This window comes from Caldisericum sp., assembly GCF_049967455.1.
GTDB classification, from domain to species: domain Bacteria; phylum Caldisericota; class Caldisericia; order Caldisericales; family Caldisericaceae; genus Caldisericum; species Caldisericum exile_A.
Genome location: NZ_JBMFSR010000009.1, coordinates 1 through 19,077 on the forward strand (window position 1 = coordinate 1; position 19,077 = coordinate 19,077).

General features: G+C 35.8%; 17 protein-coding genes, 1 tRNA gene and 2 rRNA genes. 9 read left to right on the top strand and 11 right to left on the bottom strand.

From position 1 onward, the window contains the following. The 3 genes from ACP5SP_RS03710 to ACP5SP_RS03720 all read left to right on the top strand — a co-directional run. Positions 1-943 (top strand): 23S ribosomal RNA (locus ACP5SP_RS03710); the annotation flags it as partial. Positions 944-976: 33 nt separating this feature from the next. Beyond that, a 5S ribosomal RNA gene (gene rrf / locus ACP5SP_RS03715) occupies positions 977-1,093 on the top strand. A gap of 42 nt (positions 1,094-1,135) precedes the next feature. Further along, complete coding sequence (locus ACP5SP_RS03720; RefSeq protein ID WP_428066611.1) at positions 1,136-2,035, top strand: DMT family transporter; 900 nt, start codon at positions 1,136-1,138, stop codon at positions 2,033-2,035. Here the strand turns inward: ACP5SP_RS03720 and ACP5SP_RS03725 are convergent. The 10 genes from ACP5SP_RS03725 to ACP5SP_RS03770 form a co-directional block, all read right to left on the bottom strand. Next, positions 2,032-3,357 carry a signal recognition particle protein gene (locus ACP5SP_RS03725; protein WP_428076063.1) on the bottom strand — a complete coding sequence of 442 codons (1,326 nt, stop codon included), beginning with the start codon at positions 3,355-3,357 and terminating at the stop codon, positions 2,032-2,034. The two genes, ACP5SP_RS03720 and ACP5SP_RS03725, sit on opposite strands and share 4 nt — an antisense overlap. After that, a complete protein-coding gene (locus ACP5SP_RS03730) occupies positions 3,353-3,721 on the bottom strand; it encodes a sigma factor-like helix-turn-helix DNA-binding protein (RefSeq protein WP_416084366.1) in 369 nt (122 codons plus the stop codon). Before ACP5SP_RS03730 ends, ACP5SP_RS03725 begins: the two co-directional genes overlap by 5 nt. Continuing rightward, positions 3,718-4,551: a zeta toxin family protein gene (locus ACP5SP_RS03735; RefSeq protein ID WP_424586640.1), complete on the bottom strand. Its 834-nt coding sequence runs from the start codon at positions 4,549-4,551 to the stop codon at positions 3,718-3,720. The genes ACP5SP_RS03730 and ACP5SP_RS03735 overlap by 4 nt, the downstream gene beginning before the upstream one ends. Next, positions 4,517-5,254, bottom strand: coding sequence for a ribonuclease III (gene rnc / locus ACP5SP_RS03740; RefSeq protein ID WP_424586639.1), 738 nt, complete (start codon positions 5,252-5,254; stop codon positions 4,517-4,519). Before rnc ends, ACP5SP_RS03735 begins: the two co-directional genes overlap by 35 nt. Before the next feature lie 17 nt (positions 5,255-5,271). Continuing rightward, positions 5,272-5,460, bottom strand: a complete 189-nt coding sequence (gene rpmF / locus ACP5SP_RS03745) for a 50S ribosomal protein L32 (RefSeq protein WP_416084369.1) — start codon at positions 5,458-5,460, stop codon at positions 5,272-5,274. 9 nt (positions 5,461-5,469) lie between these two features. Next, complete coding sequence (gene leuS / locus ACP5SP_RS03750; protein ID WP_416084370.1) at positions 5,470-7,929, bottom strand: leucine--tRNA ligase; 2,460 nt, start codon at positions 7,927-7,929, stop codon at positions 5,470-5,472. Positions 7,930-7,955: 26 nt separating this feature from the next. Next, positions 7,956-8,031: transfer RNA gene (locus ACP5SP_RS03755), tRNA-Ala, on the bottom strand. Between the two features lie 67 nt (positions 8,032-8,098). Beyond that, the gene (glmS, locus tag ACP5SP_RS03760; protein WP_416084371.1) at positions 8,099-9,919 is read right to left on the bottom strand and encodes a glutamine--fructose-6-phosphate transaminase (isomerizing); all 1,821 of its coding nucleotides are present in this window, start codon (positions 9,917-9,919) and stop codon (positions 8,099-8,101) included. Position 9,920: 1 nt separating this feature from the next. Beyond that, on the bottom strand, positions 9,921-11,228 hold the full coding sequence (gene glmM / locus ACP5SP_RS03765; RefSeq protein ID WP_424586636.1) for a phosphoglucosamine mutase: 1,308 nt from the start codon (positions 11,226-11,228) through the stop codon (positions 9,921-9,923). Positions 11,229-11,265: 37 nt separating this feature from the next. Beyond that, complete coding sequence (locus ACP5SP_RS03770) at positions 11,266-11,910, bottom strand: MBL fold metallo-hydrolase (protein ID WP_428076059.1); 645 nt, start codon at positions 11,908-11,910, stop codon at positions 11,266-11,268. A gap of 34 nt (positions 11,911-11,944) precedes the next feature. Between ACP5SP_RS03770 and ACP5SP_RS03775 the strand changes: the two genes are divergently transcribed. From ACP5SP_RS03775 to ACP5SP_RS03800, 6 genes are all read left to right on the top strand, one after another. Next, on the top strand, positions 11,945-13,705 hold the full coding sequence (locus ACP5SP_RS03775; protein ID WP_428076060.1) for a LytS/YhcK type 5TM receptor domain-containing protein: 1,761 nt from the start codon (positions 11,945-11,947) through the stop codon (positions 13,703-13,705). After that, a complete protein-coding gene (locus ACP5SP_RS03780; RefSeq protein ID WP_424586633.1) occupies positions 13,651-14,364 on the top strand; it encodes a LytR/AlgR family response regulator transcription factor in 714 nt (237 codons plus the stop codon). Before ACP5SP_RS03775 ends, ACP5SP_RS03780 begins: the two co-directional genes overlap by 55 nt. 148 nt (positions 14,365-14,512) lie before the next feature. After that, positions 14,513-16,318: a carbon starvation CstA family protein gene (locus ACP5SP_RS03785; protein WP_428076061.1), complete on the top strand. Its 1,806-nt coding sequence runs from the start codon at positions 14,513-14,515 to the stop codon at positions 16,316-16,318. A 2-nt stretch (positions 16,319-16,320) separates the two neighbouring features. Further along, positions 16,321-16,599: a hypothetical protein gene (locus tag ACP5SP_RS03790; RefSeq protein ID WP_416084377.1), complete on the top strand. Its 279-nt coding sequence runs from the start codon at positions 16,321-16,323 to the stop codon at positions 16,597-16,599. A gap of 10 nt (positions 16,600-16,609) precedes the next feature. Then, on the top strand, positions 16,610-17,563 hold the full coding sequence (locus tag ACP5SP_RS03795; protein WP_416084378.1) for an ArsA family ATPase: 954 nt from the start codon (positions 16,610-16,612) through the stop codon (positions 17,561-17,563). A 9-nt stretch (positions 17,564-17,572) separates the two neighbouring features. Next, positions 17,573-18,229: a hypothetical protein gene (locus tag ACP5SP_RS03800; protein ID WP_416084379.1), complete on the top strand. Its 657-nt coding sequence runs from the start codon at positions 17,573-17,575 to the stop codon at positions 18,227-18,229. Positions 18,230-18,243: 14 nt separating this feature from the next. Here ACP5SP_RS03800 and ACP5SP_RS03805 read toward each other — a convergent pair whose 3' ends face one another. Further along, positions 18,244-19,074, bottom strand: coding sequence for a hypothetical protein (locus ACP5SP_RS03805; protein ID WP_424586631.1), 831 nt, complete (start codon positions 19,072-19,074; stop codon positions 18,244-18,246). Positions 19,075-19,077 lie beyond the last annotated feature (3 nt).

The following is a 19,077-nucleotide window of genomic DNA, read 5'->3' on the forward strand; positions in this document are numbered from 1 at the left end:
TGAAAAGCGTAACGATCTGAGCGCCGTCTCGAAGAGGAATTCGGTGAAATAACGGTGGTCGTGCAGACGCGGCCTACCCGTAGCAGGACGGAAAGACCCCGTGGAGCTTTACTGTACCCTGATACTGAACTTCGGTATACCATGTATAGGATATGTGGGAGGCTGAGAACCCAGGGCGCCAGCTCTGGGGGAGCCGCCGGTGGAATACCACACTTGGTATGCTGAAGTTCTAACTCCTTGCCCTGATCGGGCGGGAGGACAATGTCAGGCGGGCAGTTTGACTGGGGCGGTCGCCTCCTAAAAGGTAACGGAGGTGCCCAAAGGTTCCCTCAGGCTGGTTGGAAATCAGCCGTTGAGTGCAAAGGCATAAGGGAGCTTGACTGCTTAGACCGACAGGTCGAACAGACACGAAAGTGGGGCTTAGTGATCCGGCGGTGGTGTGTGGAAACGCCGTCGCTCAACGGATAAAAGCTACCCCGGGGATAACAGGCTGATCTTTCCCGAGAGTTCACATCGACGGGAAGGTTTGGCACCTCGATGTCGGCTCATCGCATCCTGGGGCTGGATAAGGTCCCAAGGGTCCGGCTGTTCGCCGGTTAAAGCGGTACGTGAGCTGGGTTCAGAACGTCGTGAGACAGTTCGGTCCTAATCCGCTACGGGCGTAGGAGGTTTGAAGGGGGTTTCCCGGTAGTACGAGAGGACCCCGGGAAGGAGACCGCTGGTGGACCAGTTGTCCCGCCAGGGGCAGGAGCTGGGTAGCTAAGTCTCTACTGGATAAGCGCTGAAAGCATCTAAAGCGCGAAGCCTACCCCAAGATTAGACCTCCCATCCTTGCGCAAGCAAGGAGTAAGACCCCTCGTAGACTACGAGGTTGATAGGCCCGAGGTGTAAGCGCAGCAATGCGTTTAGCTGACGGGTACTAATAGGTCGAGGACTTACTATACCCCATGCAGTTTTGAAGGTACAATCCTTTTGCTCTGGTGGCCATACCGAAGGGGAAACACCCGTTCCCATTCCGAACACGGAAGTTAAGCCCTTCAGGGCCGATGGTACTGTACCGGCGACGGTGCGGGAGAGTAGGACGCTGCCAGGGCTTTTTTATTTTTTTGCATTTTGAACTGTGTATAATTTACAAATGGCAAAACTTAAAAGTCTCATAGATAATTTTACTTTCAGTATACTTTCACTTTCGCTTATCTGGGGGTCAGATTATATACTTATTAAAATCATCATAAAGAGTTTTCATCCAATTCTTTTTGTGTCATTAAAACTTCTTATTGGAGCAATATCAATTTTTATAATCTTAAAGTTCATTTTAAAGAGGAATATTATATTTGAAAAAAATGCATTAATTTTTGTTTTGAGTGCGGCCTTTTTTGACACATTTTTACCCCAAATTCTTATATCTTTCGGTGAAAGGACTGTTCCAAGCTATATTGCATCTTTATTATTGGCAAGTTCGCCAATTTTTGCATTGATATTTTCAATTTTATTTACGAATGAAAAGCTAAATTACAAATTAGTTCCTTATTTTCTGTTTGGATTTTTAGGTGTATTTTTCATTTTCTTTAACGAATTCATCAAAGCAAAGATTTCAATTAATATACTGAATTTATTGCTTGTAGCGTTTGCTTCGATTTCTTATGCGATTGGGGTTATTCTTCTTAAGAAGGTTTCAAGCTTTATGGATGCATTTACATCATCTTTCTATTTGATGATATTTGGTTTTTTGTTTTCATTGATTGCAATTCCAATTTTTAAACTTCCAGCGCCAGATTTCACTTATCAGTCTATTTTTGCTCTTATTTTTGCTGGCGTTGTACTCAATGGGATTGGATATACATATTTCTTTTACGCAATATCAAAGTTTGGTGCAGGAAAGTCTTCTTTTGTTGGCTACCTTGTTCCGTTTTTTTCTACGCTTTACGGCACACTTCTTCTTAAAGAAAAACTTACAATATATGCAGTTTTGGGTGGTATATTAATTCTTATTTCAAGTTATTTTATAAATCGAGTAAATTTAAAAGGGGATTAAAATCTAAATTTTGATATATCAAGATTCTTAAGGTTTTTCGATAATTTTTTGAAATTTTCAAAGTTTTTGAGAAGTTGATTTACTTCTGCTTTGCTTACATGAGTGCCCTTAGCAATGCGTTCTTTTCTTGATGCATTTATAATTTCTGGATGTGCTCTTTCTTCCTTTGTCATTGCGTTTATGATAGCAATCATCCTTCTCAATGCCTTTTCATCCATATACTCTTTTGGAATCTTTAGATTTGAAAAATTTGGAAGCATTGAGAATACTTTCGATAGTCCTCCCATTTTAAGAAGACTTTCAAGTTGCATCTTTAAATCATTTAAGTCAAAATTTCCACTTTGGAAATCTTTTGCTATTTTTTCACTCTCTTCAAGAGAAATTGCCTCTTGTGCCTTTTCAAAGAGTCCTTTTAAATCTCCTCTTCCAACCAATCTTGAAATAAGAGCATCGCCGTCAAATGGTTCAAGATCTTGAATTTTTTCTCCGGTTCCAACAAACTTTACAGGGCTCCCCGTTACATATTTAAAGGATAAAACACTACCACCTTTAGCAGATGAATCAAATTTTGTAAATATGCCCCCTGTTATCTTGAGATATTCTTTAAAGCCCTTTACTATATCCAATGAGGTTTGTCCCAAGGTAACATCCATTACCATGAGTGTCTCTGGATCCTCAAAATAGTTGTTTATTAACTTCAATTCTTCCATAAGAGGGGTGTCGATCTCTTTTCTCCCAGCAGTATCTATGATAGCGACATTAAAACCATTTTTTTCCATATATGAATCAATTTTAGATAGAGCAATTCTCATATTTTCTTCATTTCTTAAATCAAGATAAGCAATGTCATTTGATTTTCCAAGTTGAATAAGTTGATCGAAACTTGCAGGACGTTTGAAATCAAAAGGCACAAGAATTGGATTGTAATTTAATTTCTTCTTTAGATAATATCCAAGTTTGGCAGCTGTGGTAGTTTTACCGTTTCCCTGTAAACCTACAAGTATAATGAAGTTTTTACCTCCATGAAGTTTTAGCTTTTCTGAGTGTCCAACGTAGTCTACAAGGACTGAATATAAAATTGACAAAATTTGTTCAGCGGGAGTGAAACTCTCTAGCACTTTTGAGGACTTTGCCTCAGTTTCAACTTTCTCGGTAATTTCTTTTACAAGCTTATAATTAACATCTGCTTCAAGTAGTGCAAGTCTAATTTCTTTAATAGCTGCTTTTATATCTGCTTCACTTAAATGGCCTTTTGAACGTAGCTTTTTAAGGACTGTGTTTATGCTTTCCTTTAAAGATTCAAAAATGGTATGCCTCCTAATCCAAGTCTTTTAATTGTTCAAATAGTTTATTCAAAGTTTGCACATCCTCTTTTGAGAGTTCTTTTTTGGAAAGGATGCCCTCAATTTCAAGGAATATTTTCATTTTTCTTCTTCTTTTTTCTAATAATTTTGATTTTGTTTCACATCTTTCCATTTTGTTGATGCCACGTCTTATGTGATCATGAATTGCCTGCCTTGAAACTTTTAACTTCTTTGCAATGGCAGCTCCACTTAAGGCTGGGTCAGTATAAAGTGTGAGAATCTTTCTTTCTTTATCCGTGAGTAAATTTGAATAAACTTCCAGTAATTCTTTTACTCTTGCTTTTTTTATAAGTTTCTTTTCTCTTGGCGTTATGTTTTTCATTTAGTACCTCCCGTTAGTTTGTGTATGTAAGTATCGACAGAAAATTCTTCTAAATCTTCAATTCCCTCACCTGTTCCAATGAATTTAACTGGGATTTTATAGGTTTGAACAATTGGAACAACGACTCCTGGTGCACTATTTGAGTCGAATTTAGTGAGTATAATGCCTGTAACATTTATTGCTTTTACGAATGCTTCCATTTGATTAAATGCATTCAAGCCTGTGAGACTATCAAGTACAAGAAAAACCTCATTTATATGTCCTTTTTTATTAAGTATAACCTTCTCTATTTTTGTTAATTCTCTAAGTAGGTTTTCATTTGTTTCGACTCTTCCTGAGGTATCAACAAGAATTAGATCATAGATGCCTTCTTTTGAAAGTCCATCAAATACAACGCTTGCAGGGTCTTGACCTGATTGCCCTTTAACTATATCAACGTCAATACGTTCTGCCCATATTGAGAGCTGTTCCGTTGCACCAGATCTAAAGGTGTCACCTGCGATAAGTAAAATATTTTTAAATCCTCTCTTTTTGTGGTAATTTGCTATTTTTGCAATACTTGTTGTTTTGCCAGATCCATTTGATCCAGCAAAGACAAAAATCACAGGCTTTGGCCCATCCGTATTAACTTTTGTATCAACACTGTTGAATGTTTCTCTAATTAGTTTTTCAAAAAGCTCCAAATAGTCAATTTTGCTTTCCTTAAGCTTTTCTATAAACTCTTCTGTGAACTTTATTCCGAAATTTTTTGAAATAAGAAATTCTTCAATTTCTTCTGTTGCTAAATCCTTTTTGCTAAACAGATTTTTCAATTTCTCGAATATATTCATTCTCAAGTGCAACCTCAGCAGCTTTTTCTTCTGCTTCTTTCTTAGTTTTTCCTTTTCCTTCTCCTAAAACTTTTCCGTTGAGCCTTACTTCCGCAACAAAATATTTTGTATCGTCGATCTTTTCCTCTTTCACAATTCTATATTCAGGGACTTTATGTATGACCTTTTGAATTTTCTCTTGCAGTTTTGTTTTTGCGTCAATAGTTTCAATGCTACCTGCATTCTCAAGTTCTGTTTTGAAAACATTCGTTATAAATTTTTCTGCTTCTTCGAAACCGAAGCACAGAAATATTGCAGCTGTTAATGCCTCAAATGCATCTGCAAGAATTGCTCCTTTAAATTTACCACCACTTTTATTTTCTCCCTTTCCAAAGAGCATTAAATCTCCAATTCCAACAATCTCTGCTTTTTTTGAAAGGCTCTTTTCGGAAACAAGATAAGCCCTTTTTCTACTCAATTCACCTTCAGTTAAATCCTTATAAGTGCAGAGAAGATAATGAGTGATTGAAAGCGAAAGGACGGAATCTCCCAAAAACTCAAGCCTTTCATTTGAACGGTAATTTTTGTGCTCTCCTGAAAAAGATGAGTGAGTAACTGCAGTTATAAAGGTTTCTCTGCATCTCTTGGGAATCTTCCGTCCTACAATCTTCTCCAAGGCATCAATTCGTTCTTTAAAAGCCTTTTCTAAAGGTTTCTCTGTCATGAGAGATCTTTAAAGAATTATTTTTCCTTTGTCTCTACCTTAACTACCTCTTTTCCTTCGTAATATCCGCAGTAAGGACATACTTTGTGAGGTGGAATAAGGTTGTGGCAATGAGGACACTCAACAAGGTTTAAGGAATCGAGTTTCTCTTTAATCTTTCTCATTCTGCTTCTTGAGTGCGTTGTTTTCTTTTTCGGTTGCGCCATTTTATCCTCCTAAGCAACAATATTTATTAATTTATCCTTTACAAAAATGTATTTTGCTTTATCAAAATCAATACCTAACCTTGCTATTTTATCAGATTTTTTAACTAAATCAAGTACATCTTCAAGTTCGCTTCCTGCTTCTACCTCTATCTTATCTCTCAGTTTTCCGTTTACCTGAACTATAATTGTTACATATTCTTCTTTATAAATTCCCTTTGGTTTTGGCCATTCTTTTGTATGAATGCTTCCAGTTTCTCCTAATCTATGATAGAGTTCCTCTGATACAAATGGTGTTGCAGGTGCAATCATGGTTAGGAAAGTGAGAACTGATTCTCTAAATGCCTTAGTTTCCATTACTTCCGGGTCTTCTTGCATAATTTTTGAAAGGAAATTGAGCCACTCCATAAAACTACTTATCATCGTGTTAAACTTAAATTTCTCTACTTGCTCTGTAATTTTAACGATCATCTTATCAGTCATTAGCTCTATTTCTTTTTCTATAGGTTTTTCTTTCCCTATGGATTTATTTTCTAACTGAATAAATAGATTCCACATTCTTTTTATAAATCTATTAACGCCATTTATACCCTCGGTACTCCAGGGTGCATCTGTATCAAGAGGTCCAATGAAGAGTATATATGCTCTTAGAGTGTCTGCTCCATACTCTTTTATCACATCATCTGGATTTACTACATTTCCTCTTGATTTACTCATCTTTTGATGATCTGCTCCGAGAATCATTCCTTGATTGAGCAATTTTTTAAATGGTTCGTCAAAATCTATAAGGCCTGCATCATACATTACTTTAGTGTAGAAGCGTGAGTATAAGAGGTGCATAACTGCATGTTCTGCTCCGCCAATATAAAGATCAACAGGTAGCCAATATTTTATCTTTTCTTTATCAAATGGTGCTTTGTCGTTATGTGGATCTGCATATCTTAAAAAATACCACGAAGAGCAAGCAAACCCATCTTGCGTATCAGTCTCTCTTTTGGAAGGTTTGCCGCATAAAGGACATGTGGTATTTACAAAATCAGGGTTATTTGCAAGAGGAGATTCACCTGTATCGCGTGGTGTAAAATCAACTTCATCTGGAAGAAGAACTGGCAATTCCTCTTCGGGTACAGGAACTGCTCCATGCTCGGGACAATGAATGATTGGAATTGGTGCTCCCCAATATCTTTGCCTTGATATAAGCCAATCCCTTATTTTATATCTTACAACACCTTTTCCGAATCCGCTTTCTTCTGCATATTTTGTAAGTTGCTTTCTTGCTTCATCTGACTTTAAGCCTGAAAAACCGTTTGAATTTATTAAGATTCCATCTTCTGTGAATGCTTCTTCAAGGGTTTCAACAGGATTGCCGTCTTTTGAGATTACAACTTTTATTGGAAGATTATGCTTTTTTGCAAACTGGAAATCTCTTTCGTCGTGTGCGGGAACACCCATTACAGCACCTGTCCCGTATGAATAAACCACATAGTCGCCAACATAAATTGGAACAAGTTCATTTGTAAAAGGATTTCGTGCAAAACAACCTGTAAAAACTCCGGTTTTCTCTTTTTCTGTCGAAAGTCTCTCTGTTTCGAATTTTCTAAGAGCCTCTTCGATATATTTTTTAACTTCCTCTACTTTGTCTTCTCTTGTTAATTTCATTACAAGTGGATGTTCTGGTGCAATTGCGAGAAATGTTACACCAAAAATCGTATCAATTCTTGTTGTAAATACAGGAAGGTCATATTCTGTTCCGTCAGGACCAATTCCTTTAAATATAATCTCTGCTCCTTCTGAACGACCGATCCAGTTCTTTTGCATTGATTTAATGCGTTCAGGCCAATCAATTCTATCGAGACCTTCAAGAAGTTTGTCTGCGTATTGTGTAATTCTAAAGAACCACTCTTTGAGTTCCTTTTTTACAACCGGTGTTCCACAACGCCAACACTTCCCATCTATGATTTGTTCATTTGCAAGAACCGTTTTACAATGAGGACACCACCATTGGAAGCTTCTATCCTGATATGCAAGTCCACGCTTAAAGAGTAACTCAAAAAACCATTCCGTCCACTTGTAATATTCGGGATCTGATGTTGCAAATTCTCTATCCCAGTCATATGAAAGACCAAGCATTTTTAATTGCCTTCTAAAATTTTCGATATTTTTGTAAGTTGATTCTTTTGGATGCACACCATGTTCTATTGCGTAATTTTCTGCTGGAAGCCCAAATGCATCATATCCAATAGGGTGTAAAACGTTGAAGCCCTGCATTCGTTTATATCTTGCATAGGTATCTGCAGGTATGTAATTTCTGCAATGTCCTACATGTAAACCTGATCCTGAAGGGTATGGAAACATTACCAATATGTAAAACTTCGGCTTCTTTGAGAAGTCTTCTGCTTTGAATAGTTTATTTTCTTCCCAATACTTGTACCATTTTTCTTCAAATTCTTTTGGGTTATATTCTTTTTCCATCTAACACCTCGTAGTGTTAAAAAAATTGGTGGAGCTAAGGGGAGTCGAACCCCTGACCTCCTCCACGCCAAGGAGGCGCTCTACCAACTGAGCTATAGCCCCACTATACACAATGATACAGATTTTTAAATTATTGTCAAGGGTTTATGTAGAATTTTTTGGTTTTTATTTATTCGACTGTTACCGACTTTGCTAAGTTTCTTGGCTTATCTATATCAAGGCCTCTTGCATCTGCCATGTAATATGCAAAAAGTTGTAATGGAATAACAGTAATAATTGGCGTTAGGTCATCTAAAACATTCGGAACATAAAAGACAGAATCTGCAACATCTTTTATTCTTTCGTTGTTTCTTTTTGCAACTGCAAGCACCTTTCCACCTCTTGCTTTGACCTCTTTAATATTACTTATGGTTTTATCTAACAAGGGAGAATAAGTGTTAACTGCAATGGTAAGCGAGTTTGGAGTGATAAGCGCAAGGGGTCCATGCTTCAGTTCTCCTGCTGGATATCCTTCTGCATGTACATAGGCGATTTCTTTAAGTTTAAGTGCTCCCTCCAAAGACAACGCAAAGTCAAGGTTTCTTCCTATAAAGAAGGTCTCCTCGATGTTTTTTGTCGTTGAAACAAAGGTTGCAATTTCCTCTTTGTTATCTAAAATTTCTCTCGCAAAACCTTCTAATTTTTGGAATTCTTCAACAAACAATTTCTCGTTGTATTCGTCAAGTTTTCCAATAAGTTTTGCTAAGTATAAAATTGTTAGAGTAATAACTTCAACCTGTGCAACATAGGCTTTTGTTGAAGCCACAGCAATTTCAGGTCCTGCCTGGATGTAAACAACTTTGTCAACTTCTCTTGCAACGGAGCTTCCTACAACATTGACTATTCCTATTGTTTTTGCCTTCTTTTCTTTTGCAAGTCTTAATCCCGCAAGAGTATCAGCGGTTTCTCCCGATTGACTTACGACAAACACGAGAGTTCTTTCATCGATAACTGGATTTCTGTATCGGAATTCAGATGCAACCTCTGCTTGCGAGGGAATTCCAAGATATTTTTCAACAAGATACTTTCCAACAAGTCCTGCATGATATGCAGTACCACATGCAACAAAATAAACTTGATTAACATTCTTTAAGTAATCCTTATCAAAATCTAACTCTGAAACCTCAATCTTTCCATTTTTAACACGTCCTCTCATTGCTTCAACGATTACATCAGGTTCTTCGAAAATCTCCTTAAGCATAAAGTGTTTAAAACCACCTTTTTGAGCATCACTTATGTCCCAGTCAATTTTATGAACTGTTCTTTCAATGATGTTGAGATTCTTATCATAAATAATAGTTTTGTCTTTAAAGACATCTACTATATCTCCATTTTCAAATATAACTATATCTTTTGTGTATGGAAGGACTGCAGGAATATCTGATGCGATGAAGTTTTCCCCTTTTCCAAGACCCCCTACAAGAGGACTATCCTTCCTTACCGCAACAAAGTGATCTTTTTCTTCTTTACTTAGGATTGCAAGTGCATAAGAGCCTTCCAACATAGATATAGCTTTTTGAACTGCTTTTAGGAGATCTCCTTCATAAAACTCTTCAATGAGATATGCTATTACTTCTGTGTCAGTTTCAGTTCTGAAAGTTTTTCCTTCTTTTATAAGCATTTTTTTTAATTCAAGATAATTTTCAATTATTCCATTGTGAATTACAACTATATTTTTGCTTTCGCTAAAGTGAGGGTGGGCGTTTACATCATTTGGTATACCGTGGGTCGCCCATCTTGTGTGTGCAATGCCAAGATGTCCTTTAAGTTCTGTTCCTTTAAGCCTTTCCTCAAGGTCTTTAATGCGTCCTGCCGTTTTAACAACATGAAGATCATCTCCCAGAATGGCAACTCCTGCTGAGTCATATCCTCTGTATTCAAGTCTTTTAAGTCCATCAATGAGAATTGGTAATGCATCTTTATCTCCAATATAACCAACTATTCCGCACATTTCAAACCTCCAAATATTCTTTTATTCTATTTGCTATATCTCTAATTTTTATCTCGTTATCACCTTCAACCATTATACGTATTACAGGCTCGGTTCCTGAAGATCTTATTATAATTCTTCCAGTCTTTAACTCCTTTTCCATTTCTCTTACGAATTGTTTGAATTTTTCATCGTTTATGACATCTTTGTCTTTTACTTTTGCATTAACTAATATTTGAGGGAACCTTTCAAGCCCTTCAACTAATTTTGATAGAGGTTTTTGTTCCTCTACCATAACTTCTAGCACACTTAGTGCTGTAATTAAGCCATCTCCTGTAACACTCTCAAGCAAGTTTATAATATGCCCTGATTGTTCTCCTCCAAGAATTGCTCCTGATTTTAGCATCTCTTGTAGTACATATCTGTCGCCAACGGGAGCTCTCTTGAAATTTATACCTTCGCTTTTCAAAATATTTTCTATAGCAAGGTTTGTCATAACAGTTCCAACAATTGTATTATTTTTAAGAAGTCCTTTCTTTTTGAAGTGTCTTCCAAGTATAACCATTATATCATCGCCATCTACAATTCTTCCTGTTTCATCAGAAAGTATTACTCTATCGCCGTCACCATCGTGTGAGATGCCAATGTGAGCTCCACTATTTACTGTATGTCTTGAAATTACCTGTGGATGGGTTGAACCACATTCTACATTAATTCGGTGTCCATCAGGTTTATCGTTAATTGGGAAAATTTGTGCGGTGAGTTTTTTTAGAGTTTGAGGAGTTGTGTAGTATGTAGATCCATTTGCTAAATCAAGCGCAATCTTCAAATTTGAAAGATTTAAAGGAAATCTACCTGCTATATAGTCAACATAAAAATCTCTTATATTTTCGTCGTAAAAAACTCTGCCAATGTTTACAGGGCTTCTTTCGATGTTACTTTCCATAAGTTCTTCAATATACTCTTCATTCTCATCGCTCAGTTTAAACCCATTTTTGTCAAATATCTTGATTCCGTTAAATTCAATAGGATTGTGTGATGCCGAAACGACACACCCTGCTGAGAAATTTTTCATAATTCGTAAAAGCAAAGATACCGCAGGTGTTGGCATAATAAAGCCGATTGTTACATCTGTTGAAGCACTTATAATACCTGTTGCAAGAGCAAGCCTTAACATTTCTGATGACAGCCTTGTATCTTCACCAATAAGAATTGGTCCATTTCCGTAAAAGAGTTTCCCTATTGCAACACCTATTCTTAAAGAAATTTCAGGTGTAATTTCTATATTTGCAATGCCTCTTGCTCCATCTGTTCCAAATATTTTTCTCATACGTAAATATTTTATGGAATTTTCTGATTTTGCAAAGTTAATTTAAAAATGGATTAAAAGCTCTCTCATCACCGATTTTTGTTATTTCTCCGTGTCCGGGCAAGACGATAAATTCGTCGTTTAAAATAAGCAATTTATTTTTTATTGAATCAATGAGTTCGTTAAAGGCGTTTTGATAATCTTTTGCAATTCCCACAGTTTCTTGCAATAATGTGTCTCCTGTAAAAACAAAATTATCACCGATAATCGATATACTTCCTTTCGTATGGCCGGGTGTATGTATGATTTTTAGATTTATTCCACATATTAAGTACTCAGTTTCTTCCTCGATTTCAATATCTGGTGGAGGCGAAATTATTTCGATTCCTGCTATGTAAGATTTATTTTTATTTGGATCTAAAAGCATTTCTGAGTCGTTTTTATGGATAACTATTTTAGAATTAGCATAAAACTTTTTTAAAATACCATTACCCACTATGTGGTCAAAATGACCATGTGTATTGAAAATATATAAATTTGGATTTCTAATTTCATGGACGAGTGCCTCTGTCTCATAGTCACTCATATTTGAGGGATCAATAACAATAGAATAACCATTTGCATTTATAAGGTAGCAGTTTGTGGAAAGAGGATTAAACACGAATTTTAAAATCTCAATTCCTTTTACTTTTATTTTTTCCATTATAACATTATAGTATTTTTTGTATAATTTATTGATGATTAATTTGTATTTGAGTAAATTTTCTTTGTATGTATGGTTATTTCAATCACTTACAGTTATAATAACTGTTGCATTTATTCTTACCCAAACTCCAATTGCAAGAGCTCTATTCAATCTCGAATCCTCTGTAAAAAAACAAATATACCTTGGTTTGTTCTTTGGTTTTATTTCAATGTTGGGAACGCTTCTTGGCGTCCAAACTAACGATGCGATTGCAAATATTAGAGATGTAGGTGCAATCACCGGTGGGCTTTTTGGAGGTCCTATTGTTGGTCTTATTGCAGGAATTATGGGGGGTATGCATAGGGCTTATCTTGGTGGCTTTACGGCAAATTCTTGTGCACTTGCGACGATATTAAATGGTATTTTTGCAGGATTACTTTATACGAGAAAAAAAGGAAAATATTTTTCCCCTCTCTTAGGATTTACATTCGCTATCTTAGCAGAAAGTTTTCATATGTTGCTTGTGCTTCTCATATCTCCTCCCTTTAACAAGGCGCTTACTCTCATTAAAACTGTTTCAGGACCAATGATTTCAGCAAATGCAGTGGGTGTTGGGTTGTTTTTGCTTGTAATAAAAGTGTCCTTTATGGAAAAAGAAATCGTTTCGGCAATAACTGCGGAAAAGGTTCTTAAGATTACCGAAAAAACTTTGCCAATCCTAAGTAAAGGGCTTACACCTGAAACTGCTGATGAAACAGTTAAAGTTATACTTGAAAATACTAACCTTGATGCAGTTGGAATAACTGATACAGAAAAAATTCTTGCTTTCCGTGGAATTGGTTCTTATCACCACAAGCCGCTTTCTCCTATTTTAACAATATCAACAAAGAAAGCATTGAGTAGCGGAAAGATAATTCTTATGAAGAATGAATTTGACATAGGTTGTTCCGTAAAAGATTGTCCCCTTATGTCAGGCATCGTTGTTCCCTTAAAAGATTCAGAGGGAAATGTATTTGGTGCCCTTAAACTTTATAGAAAAGAACGCAATACGATGACACTATTTGATGTTGAAATGGCAAAAGGATTAGCTAATATCCTTTCTTTACAGGTTGAACTAAATAAGCTTGAGACTGAAAAAAAGATGAAGACCCTTTTTCAACTTAAGGCGCTCCAATCAAGAATTAACCCACATTTCCTTTTTAACAGTCTGAATACTATAAGTTATATTGCAAGAACCGACCCTGAAAAAGGTGGGGAATTGGTTAAAAAACTCTCATTTATATTGAGGAAGACAATTGAAGCCGAAGAGACACTTTCCACATTGGACGAAGAAATTAGTCTTGTGAAGGCATATCTTGAGATCGAAAAAGAAAGGTTCAAAGAGCGCCTAAATTATGAATTTAATATTGATTCAAGCCTTTACGATATAAAGATTCCAGCATTGATTTTGCAGCCAATTGTTGAAAATGCCGTAAAGCATGGGTTTTCTTTAACTAAAAGGAATATTACTATAAAAATCATAGCTTACAGAAGGGGGAATTATGTTTATCTTGTTGTAGAAGACAATGGGAAAGGTATAAGCGAAGAAACTCTTAAAACTATATTTAATAGTTCTGAAAATAAAAAATCTTTTGGACTTAAAAATGTGAGAGATAGGGTTTTAAATCTTTTTGGTAGTAATGCAATGTTTAAGATTAAAAGTAGAATTAATGAAGGAACTAAAGTTATAATTGGGATACCAAAAGGAGGCACTCCAAATTGGATATTAGAGCGATTATCGTCGATGACGAAGAACCTGCAAGGGAAGAGTTAAAAAGACTTCTTCAAAAATTTCCCGAAGTGAAAATTTTGGGTGAATTTGAAGATGCAGTTACAGCATTTAATTTTGTATCTCAAAATGCAGTAGAGGTTATTTTTCTTGATATAAATTTAGGTGGCATTTCTGGTGTAAAACTTGCAAATCAGATAAAAGAGTTTAAAGATTTTCCTATGATTATTTTTGTAACTGCCTATTCTGAATTCGCAGTAGATGCCTTTGATGTTGGTGCAATTGACTATATTCTAAAGCCAATTGATGAAGGTAGATTTTTTAAAACAATTGTAAAGATTAAAAATGTGCTTTCTCAAAAAGAAAACAAAAAAGAGAATTTTGTTGTGTGTAATTTAAAGGACGAACTTTTGCTTGTGAGGTTAGGCGATATATCGTATTTCTTTACTGAAGGGGGCAAACTATACATTAAAAAAGGAAAAGAGGAGATGCCTGTTAAGGGACTCAATCTTCAAGGTGCAGAAAATAGGTTTTCTACTTTTGGTTTTTTTAGAATAAATAAAGAGTATCTCATTAATTTATCTAAAATCTCTAAAATTATTCCTTGGTTTAAGGGAAGGTATCTTATAGAAATGGATAATGGAGATAGACTTCCACTTTCACCGCATCGACAAAGTGAGTTTAGAGAAATCTTTAAATTTTAAGAAATTTAACTTCAATTTTTTTAACTTTTATTAGTCAATTTTTTACTTTCACTTGATTTTTGTTGACTTGCTAAATTTCGTGTTAAAATATATTGAGGGTTTGTATGAGAGCCTCAAGAAACTTTAAAAAATTTAAAGGAGGTGAGTTATGTATACTGGTATTATTGTATTAGTAGGTGCAATTTTTTATCTCTTCTTCTACTTTACCTATGGCAAGTACCTTGAAAAAAATGTAGTAAAGGCAGATCCTAACAAAGAGACACCCGCTGTAAGATTAAGGGACAATGTGGATTATGTTCCTGCGAATAAGTTTGTTCTTTTTGGACACCACTTTGCCTCAATTGCAGGAGCGGGACCAATTGTAGGACCAGCAATTGCAGTTGTGTGGGGTTGGCTTCCTGCATTGCTCTGGGTATGGTTTGGAAACTTGTTTATTGGTTCTGTTCATGATTATCTTGCATTAATGGCTTCTGTCCGTTATGATGGAAAATCTATTCAATGGGTTGCAGGAGAGCTAATGGGTAAGGACATAAAGTATGTATTTGAGCTTTATGTCTATTTTGCAATGATTCTTGTTATCGCAGCATTTATGGGAGTATTTGGTCCTCTTGCAAACAGCACTCCCGAGATTTTAACTGCATCACTTTTATTTATGGTTGCAGCACTTATTGAAGGTCAATTGCTTTATAAGACAAAGTTACCCTTCTGGCTATCTTCTGCAATAGGAGTTGCACTAACAATACTTGCAATTTATCTTGGGTTTGTGTTTCCCTGGAAAGTTTCACTTGATGCACTTTACTGGGGTCAATTGATTTACATTGTTCTTGCTGCAGCTCTTCCTGTTTGGTTCTTACTTCAGCCTAGAGATTACCTCAATTCTTATATACTTTGGGGCGGGGTAATAATTGGAATGATTGCTGCACTGATTGTATTCAAGCCTTTCAATTGGCCTGCATTTACAAGTTTCTCTGCAAATGTTGTTTCACCAACAGTTCCCTCTCCTTTCTGGCCTACAATTCCTCTTGTTATTGCGTGCGGTGCTCTCTCTGGTTTCCACTCAATTGTAGGATCTGGTACTTCATCAAAACAGCTTGATAACGAACTTTCAGGTCTTTTTGTAGGATATGGTGCCATGTTTATGGAAGGGATGGTCTCTACTCTTGTTATTACTTCAATTGGAGCCTTTGGTTTAGGCATTATTCAGGGGTTTAAAGATGTAATAGCTCAAGCAAAGCCCGGAATTGATGCAATGCAACTTTCCAATCCTTCCTATATGGCACAATATGGAAACCTAATAATTAACCTTAAGGATGCAAGTGGAAAAGCTATAGTAGGTGGTGCTGGGGGACTTTTCACAAAGTCCTTTGGTGAACTTCTTAAAGCTGCATATGGAGTTCCTGCAAGAGTTGGAATTGTATTAGGAGGACTTTGGCTTTCTGCCTTTGTCCTTACGACACTTGATACAACAAACAGACTTGCAAGATACGCCTTCCAGGAATTAGTTGAGCCCCTAAAAGATGTTTCCAAAGGTCTTCATGACTTTTTACACAATAGATGGGTCGCTTCTATAATTGCTGCAGCACTTGGCTTCTTCTTAATTAGATATGGTGGAAATGCTTATACTGCTCTTTGGGCAGGCTTTGCGGGAACAAACCAAATGCTTGCTTCCATTGCACTTCTTACTGGTGCAAATTGGGTTAAGAGAGTACAAAAAGTTTCAGGGGGAGCGCTTCTTCTTGTTTTGATACCTGCAATGTTCCTCTGGTTAACCGTTTTTGTAGCACTTATTTGGTATCTTATCAAGGTTGTTCCAGCTCAAGCAGCTGCAATAAGACCTATACTTGGTGCGTTTGTTGTAATTGAGATTGTACTTGCAGTGTATTTACTTGTTGGTTTCTTTAGAACCTACAATAAAGAGTATAAGCCTTTGATGGAGACAGGCAAAGCAAAATAGAAATGAAAAAAATTCTTGAGGCTCTCAAACTTTTCTTTAAGGGAATTGATACTGCTATGAGGGAGAGCGCGCTCTCCCTCATAGAACATGAATTAAGGGAAGAAGAGAATGTTTTTGCGCTCGTTACTATGAGTATGTTTTCTGGACTACCTTCCCCTCCAACAGGTGTAATTTTACGTATTCTTCCTTATATGGAAAGGGAAATTCAGATAATGGTAAAAAAGAGCTCAGAGCTTGATGATGTATTTGCAAATACACTCTCACATTTTGACATAGATTAAGGAGATCGAAATGAAAACTTATTTTTTTGTTGGCAAAGGTGGTGTTGGCAAAACATCAATTTCTTCTGCTTATGCGGTAGGACTTGCAAAAAAGAGAATTAAGACCCTTATTGTTTCGCTTGACCCTGCTCATAATCTTGGTGACGCACTTAATATGGATGTATTTGGGAAGATTGTAAAAGTATCTGATTTTCTTGATGCGACGGAAGTTAACATAGATAAAAAAATAGTAGATTATTTATCTCTTATGTCTAAAAAAATGAAAAACACATATAGGTATTTGTCAGTTCTTAACATTGATAGATACTTTGATATTCTTAAAAATTCTCCTGGAATTGAAGAGTATGTTACCCTTGAAGCAATAAAAGAGTTTCTTCAATTGGATTATGATGCCATTGTTTTTGATACTCCTCCAACAGGAATAACATTAAGAGTCTTTGCAATGCCGAGGATATCTGTTATTTGGACAAATAGTCTTATTGAAATGCGAAGGAGGATTCTTACAAAAAGGCAGATGGTCGAAAATGTTAAGGGACCTATTAAAGATGTAATTAATGGTGAGGAAGTTAAAATTCCCTCTAATGAAAAAGAGGATCCAGTGATGCAGGAATTGTTTTCCTATAAGAGCGATATGATAAAGCTTACTGAAAGATTTTCATCTTTAGATAATTATGTAAGTATTGTTACAATGGCAGAAGAATTAGCATTTGAAGAATCTAAAAGAATTAGAGGAGCGCTTCGTGAAAATAATATAAGGCTTTCGAGTATATATCTTAATAAGTATTTAGAAATAGAAAATCCGCCACCAGAGCTTTTAGGCAAAATAGAAGAGCAGAAGAGAGTTCTTGAAGAAATGAAAAAAGAATTTTCAAATATTGAAATTAAGAAAATACCACTTCTGAGATCATCTCCAAGAGGTATTGAAGCGCTTTATCAATTGTATCAAAATTACATTTCAAATTAGGAGGTTTTGATGAGCTCAACTCTGGTTATTATATTTCTTGTTTTTGGTGGCGTTCTTGCGCTTCAGTTTTACAAGGGAAGAAAGCTTAATGCAATGCTAATGGTTCACTATATTAGGGGTTTTGAGAATGTTCTTAAACCAAAAGATAAGGATTACATCTACTTAGGTGGGACAGTTGGTTTCAAGGCAAGATATCAACTCCAAAATAAATTTATAAGAGATGTTGATTTGACACTTACAATGCTACCTCGTCAAAGTTTTTTATGGTTGCCTTTTTCTTATGTTATGCGTGGCGGAGATAGACTTTACATTGTTGTGTCTCCTAAATTTAGAGTAAGAAGAGATGCTCATCTTATAAGGAGAATGTTTCATAGGTTTGGGGCAAAGATAAAAGAAGAGAAAGACCTAAATAAGGAGAATTTAAAAGTTAATGACGCTGAGTTTATTGCACTTTACAAAGAGAAAAGCGATGTATTAAATTTATTAAAACTCCTGGAAAATTCCTTTGATTTAAAACGTGTAGGTCAGGTTTCTTTAAATTTTGAAAATAACACAATTTACTGCATTGTGAAACCAGATCCACAAAAAACACCAAGAGAGCTTGAAAAATTCTTAGAGAATTTACCCAAAACTTTTGAAAATTGGACTTATTTTTCAGAAGAATAAACTAAATAAAGTTTTTATCTTTCAACCTCTTCTACATCTCTATACCAGGGAATCGATGTTCCCTTTTTTGCTCTGTTTTGGAAATTTCTTGTTTTAGGGGTTTTTTCAATTACTTCCCTGAGTATTTTTATCTTAGAGTTTATATTATCGAAGTCGTTTTTTGTTATCTTACCTTCGTTTTGAAATGCCTTAGAAAATTCTATAACTTTATCGAGGTTTGCATTGGCATCGTAGTAGAATCCCCAGTCGTCTGATAAAACCTTTCCGATATATGAAGCATCAATTGTTTGTTCCTTTTGTTCTTCCTCTACATTGTGCTGTAAGAAAAGAATAATAAGGTCAACAATGTCCTTTTTGTTTATTTTATGAATTTGAAGTTTTTCAAGTACGATATCAGTTAAGCTAATTGTTGGGAAATCAATTTCGAGACGTCCCCTCCCTGGAGCATTTCCGAACTCAACATTATGCGAAAATTCAAGCCTATCGTAGAAAACATCCACGGCAAACAGTCCTTCTGGGTGTTCAAAAATATTTCTCTTGTATGCAAAAAGGGTATTTACATAAATGTTAGGTTTAAATTTTAGAGTATTTTCAAAAAACTTCTTAACAAGCGGTTGCTGTCTTGAATAAGCAACTGTATCAAGATCTGTAAAAAGTGGTTTTCCTGCACCAAGTCTTTCGAGGGCATAAAAAAGATTTCTTATATATGGGTCTTCTGTGTGCATATAAACTGCAAGAGCGCCCAATACTCTTAAGACAACATTGTTTTCCTTTGCCTTTTCAATAATTTCTTTTGCAAGATTTACAAAATCGCTTTCACTCATATTCACAAATTTTTCACCCATTTT

Bases quoted from the DNA above. Each gene is read 5' to 3' on its own strand.
- ACP5SP_RS03785 (WP_428076061.1), top strand. From the start codon at position 14,513: ATGTATACTGGTATTATTGTATTAGTAGGTGCAATTTTTTATCTCTTC.
- ACP5SP_RS03790 (WP_416084377.1), top strand. From the start codon at position 16,321: ATGAAAAAAATTCTTGAGGCTCTCAAACTTTTCTTTAAGGGAATTGAT.
- leuS (WP_416084370.1), bottom strand. From the start codon at position 7,929: ATGGAAAAAGAATATAACCCAAAAGAATTTGAAGAAAAATGGTACAAG.
- rnc (WP_424586639.1), bottom strand. From the start codon at position 5,254: ATGACAGAGAAACCTTTAGAAAAGGCTTTTAAAGAACGAATTGATGCC.
- ACP5SP_RS03770 (WP_428076059.1), bottom strand. From the start codon at position 11,910: ATGGAAAAAATAAAAGTAAAAGGAATTGAGATTTTAAAATTCGTGTTT.
- glmS (WP_416084371.1), bottom strand. From the start codon at position 9,919: ATGTGCGGAATAGTTGGTTATATTGGAGATAAAGATGCATTACCAATT.
- ACP5SP_RS03720 (WP_428066611.1), top strand. From the start codon at position 1,136: ATGGCAAAACTTAAAAGTCTCATAGATAATTTTACTTTCAGTATACTT.
- rpmF (WP_416084369.1), bottom strand. From the start codon at position 5,460: ATGGCGCAACCGAAAAAGAAAACAACGCACTCAAGAAGCAGAATGAGA.
- glmM (WP_424586636.1), bottom strand. From the start codon at position 11,228: ATGAGAAAAATATTTGGAACAGATGGAGCAAGAGGCATTGCAAATATA.
- ACP5SP_RS03730 (WP_416084366.1), bottom strand. From the start codon at position 3,721: ATGAAAAACATAACGCCAAGAGAAAAGAAACTTATAAAAAAAGCAAGA.
- ACP5SP_RS03735 (WP_424586640.1), bottom strand. From the start codon at position 4,551: ATGAATATATTCGAGAAATTGAAAAATCTGTTTAGCAAAAAGGATTTA.
- ACP5SP_RS03805 (WP_424586631.1), bottom strand. From the start codon at position 19,074: ATGGGTGAAAAATTTGTGAATATGAGTGAAAGCGATTTTGTAAATCTT.
- ACP5SP_RS03800 (WP_416084379.1), top strand. From the start codon at position 17,573: ATGAGCTCAACTCTGGTTATTATATTTCTTGTTTTTGGTGGCGTTCTT.
- ACP5SP_RS03795 (WP_416084378.1), top strand. From the start codon at position 16,610: ATGAAAACTTATTTTTTTGTTGGCAAAGGTGGTGTTGGCAAAACATCA.
- ACP5SP_RS03775 (WP_428076060.1), top strand. From the start codon at position 11,945: ATGATTAATTTGTATTTGAGTAAATTTTCTTTGTATGTATGGTTATTT.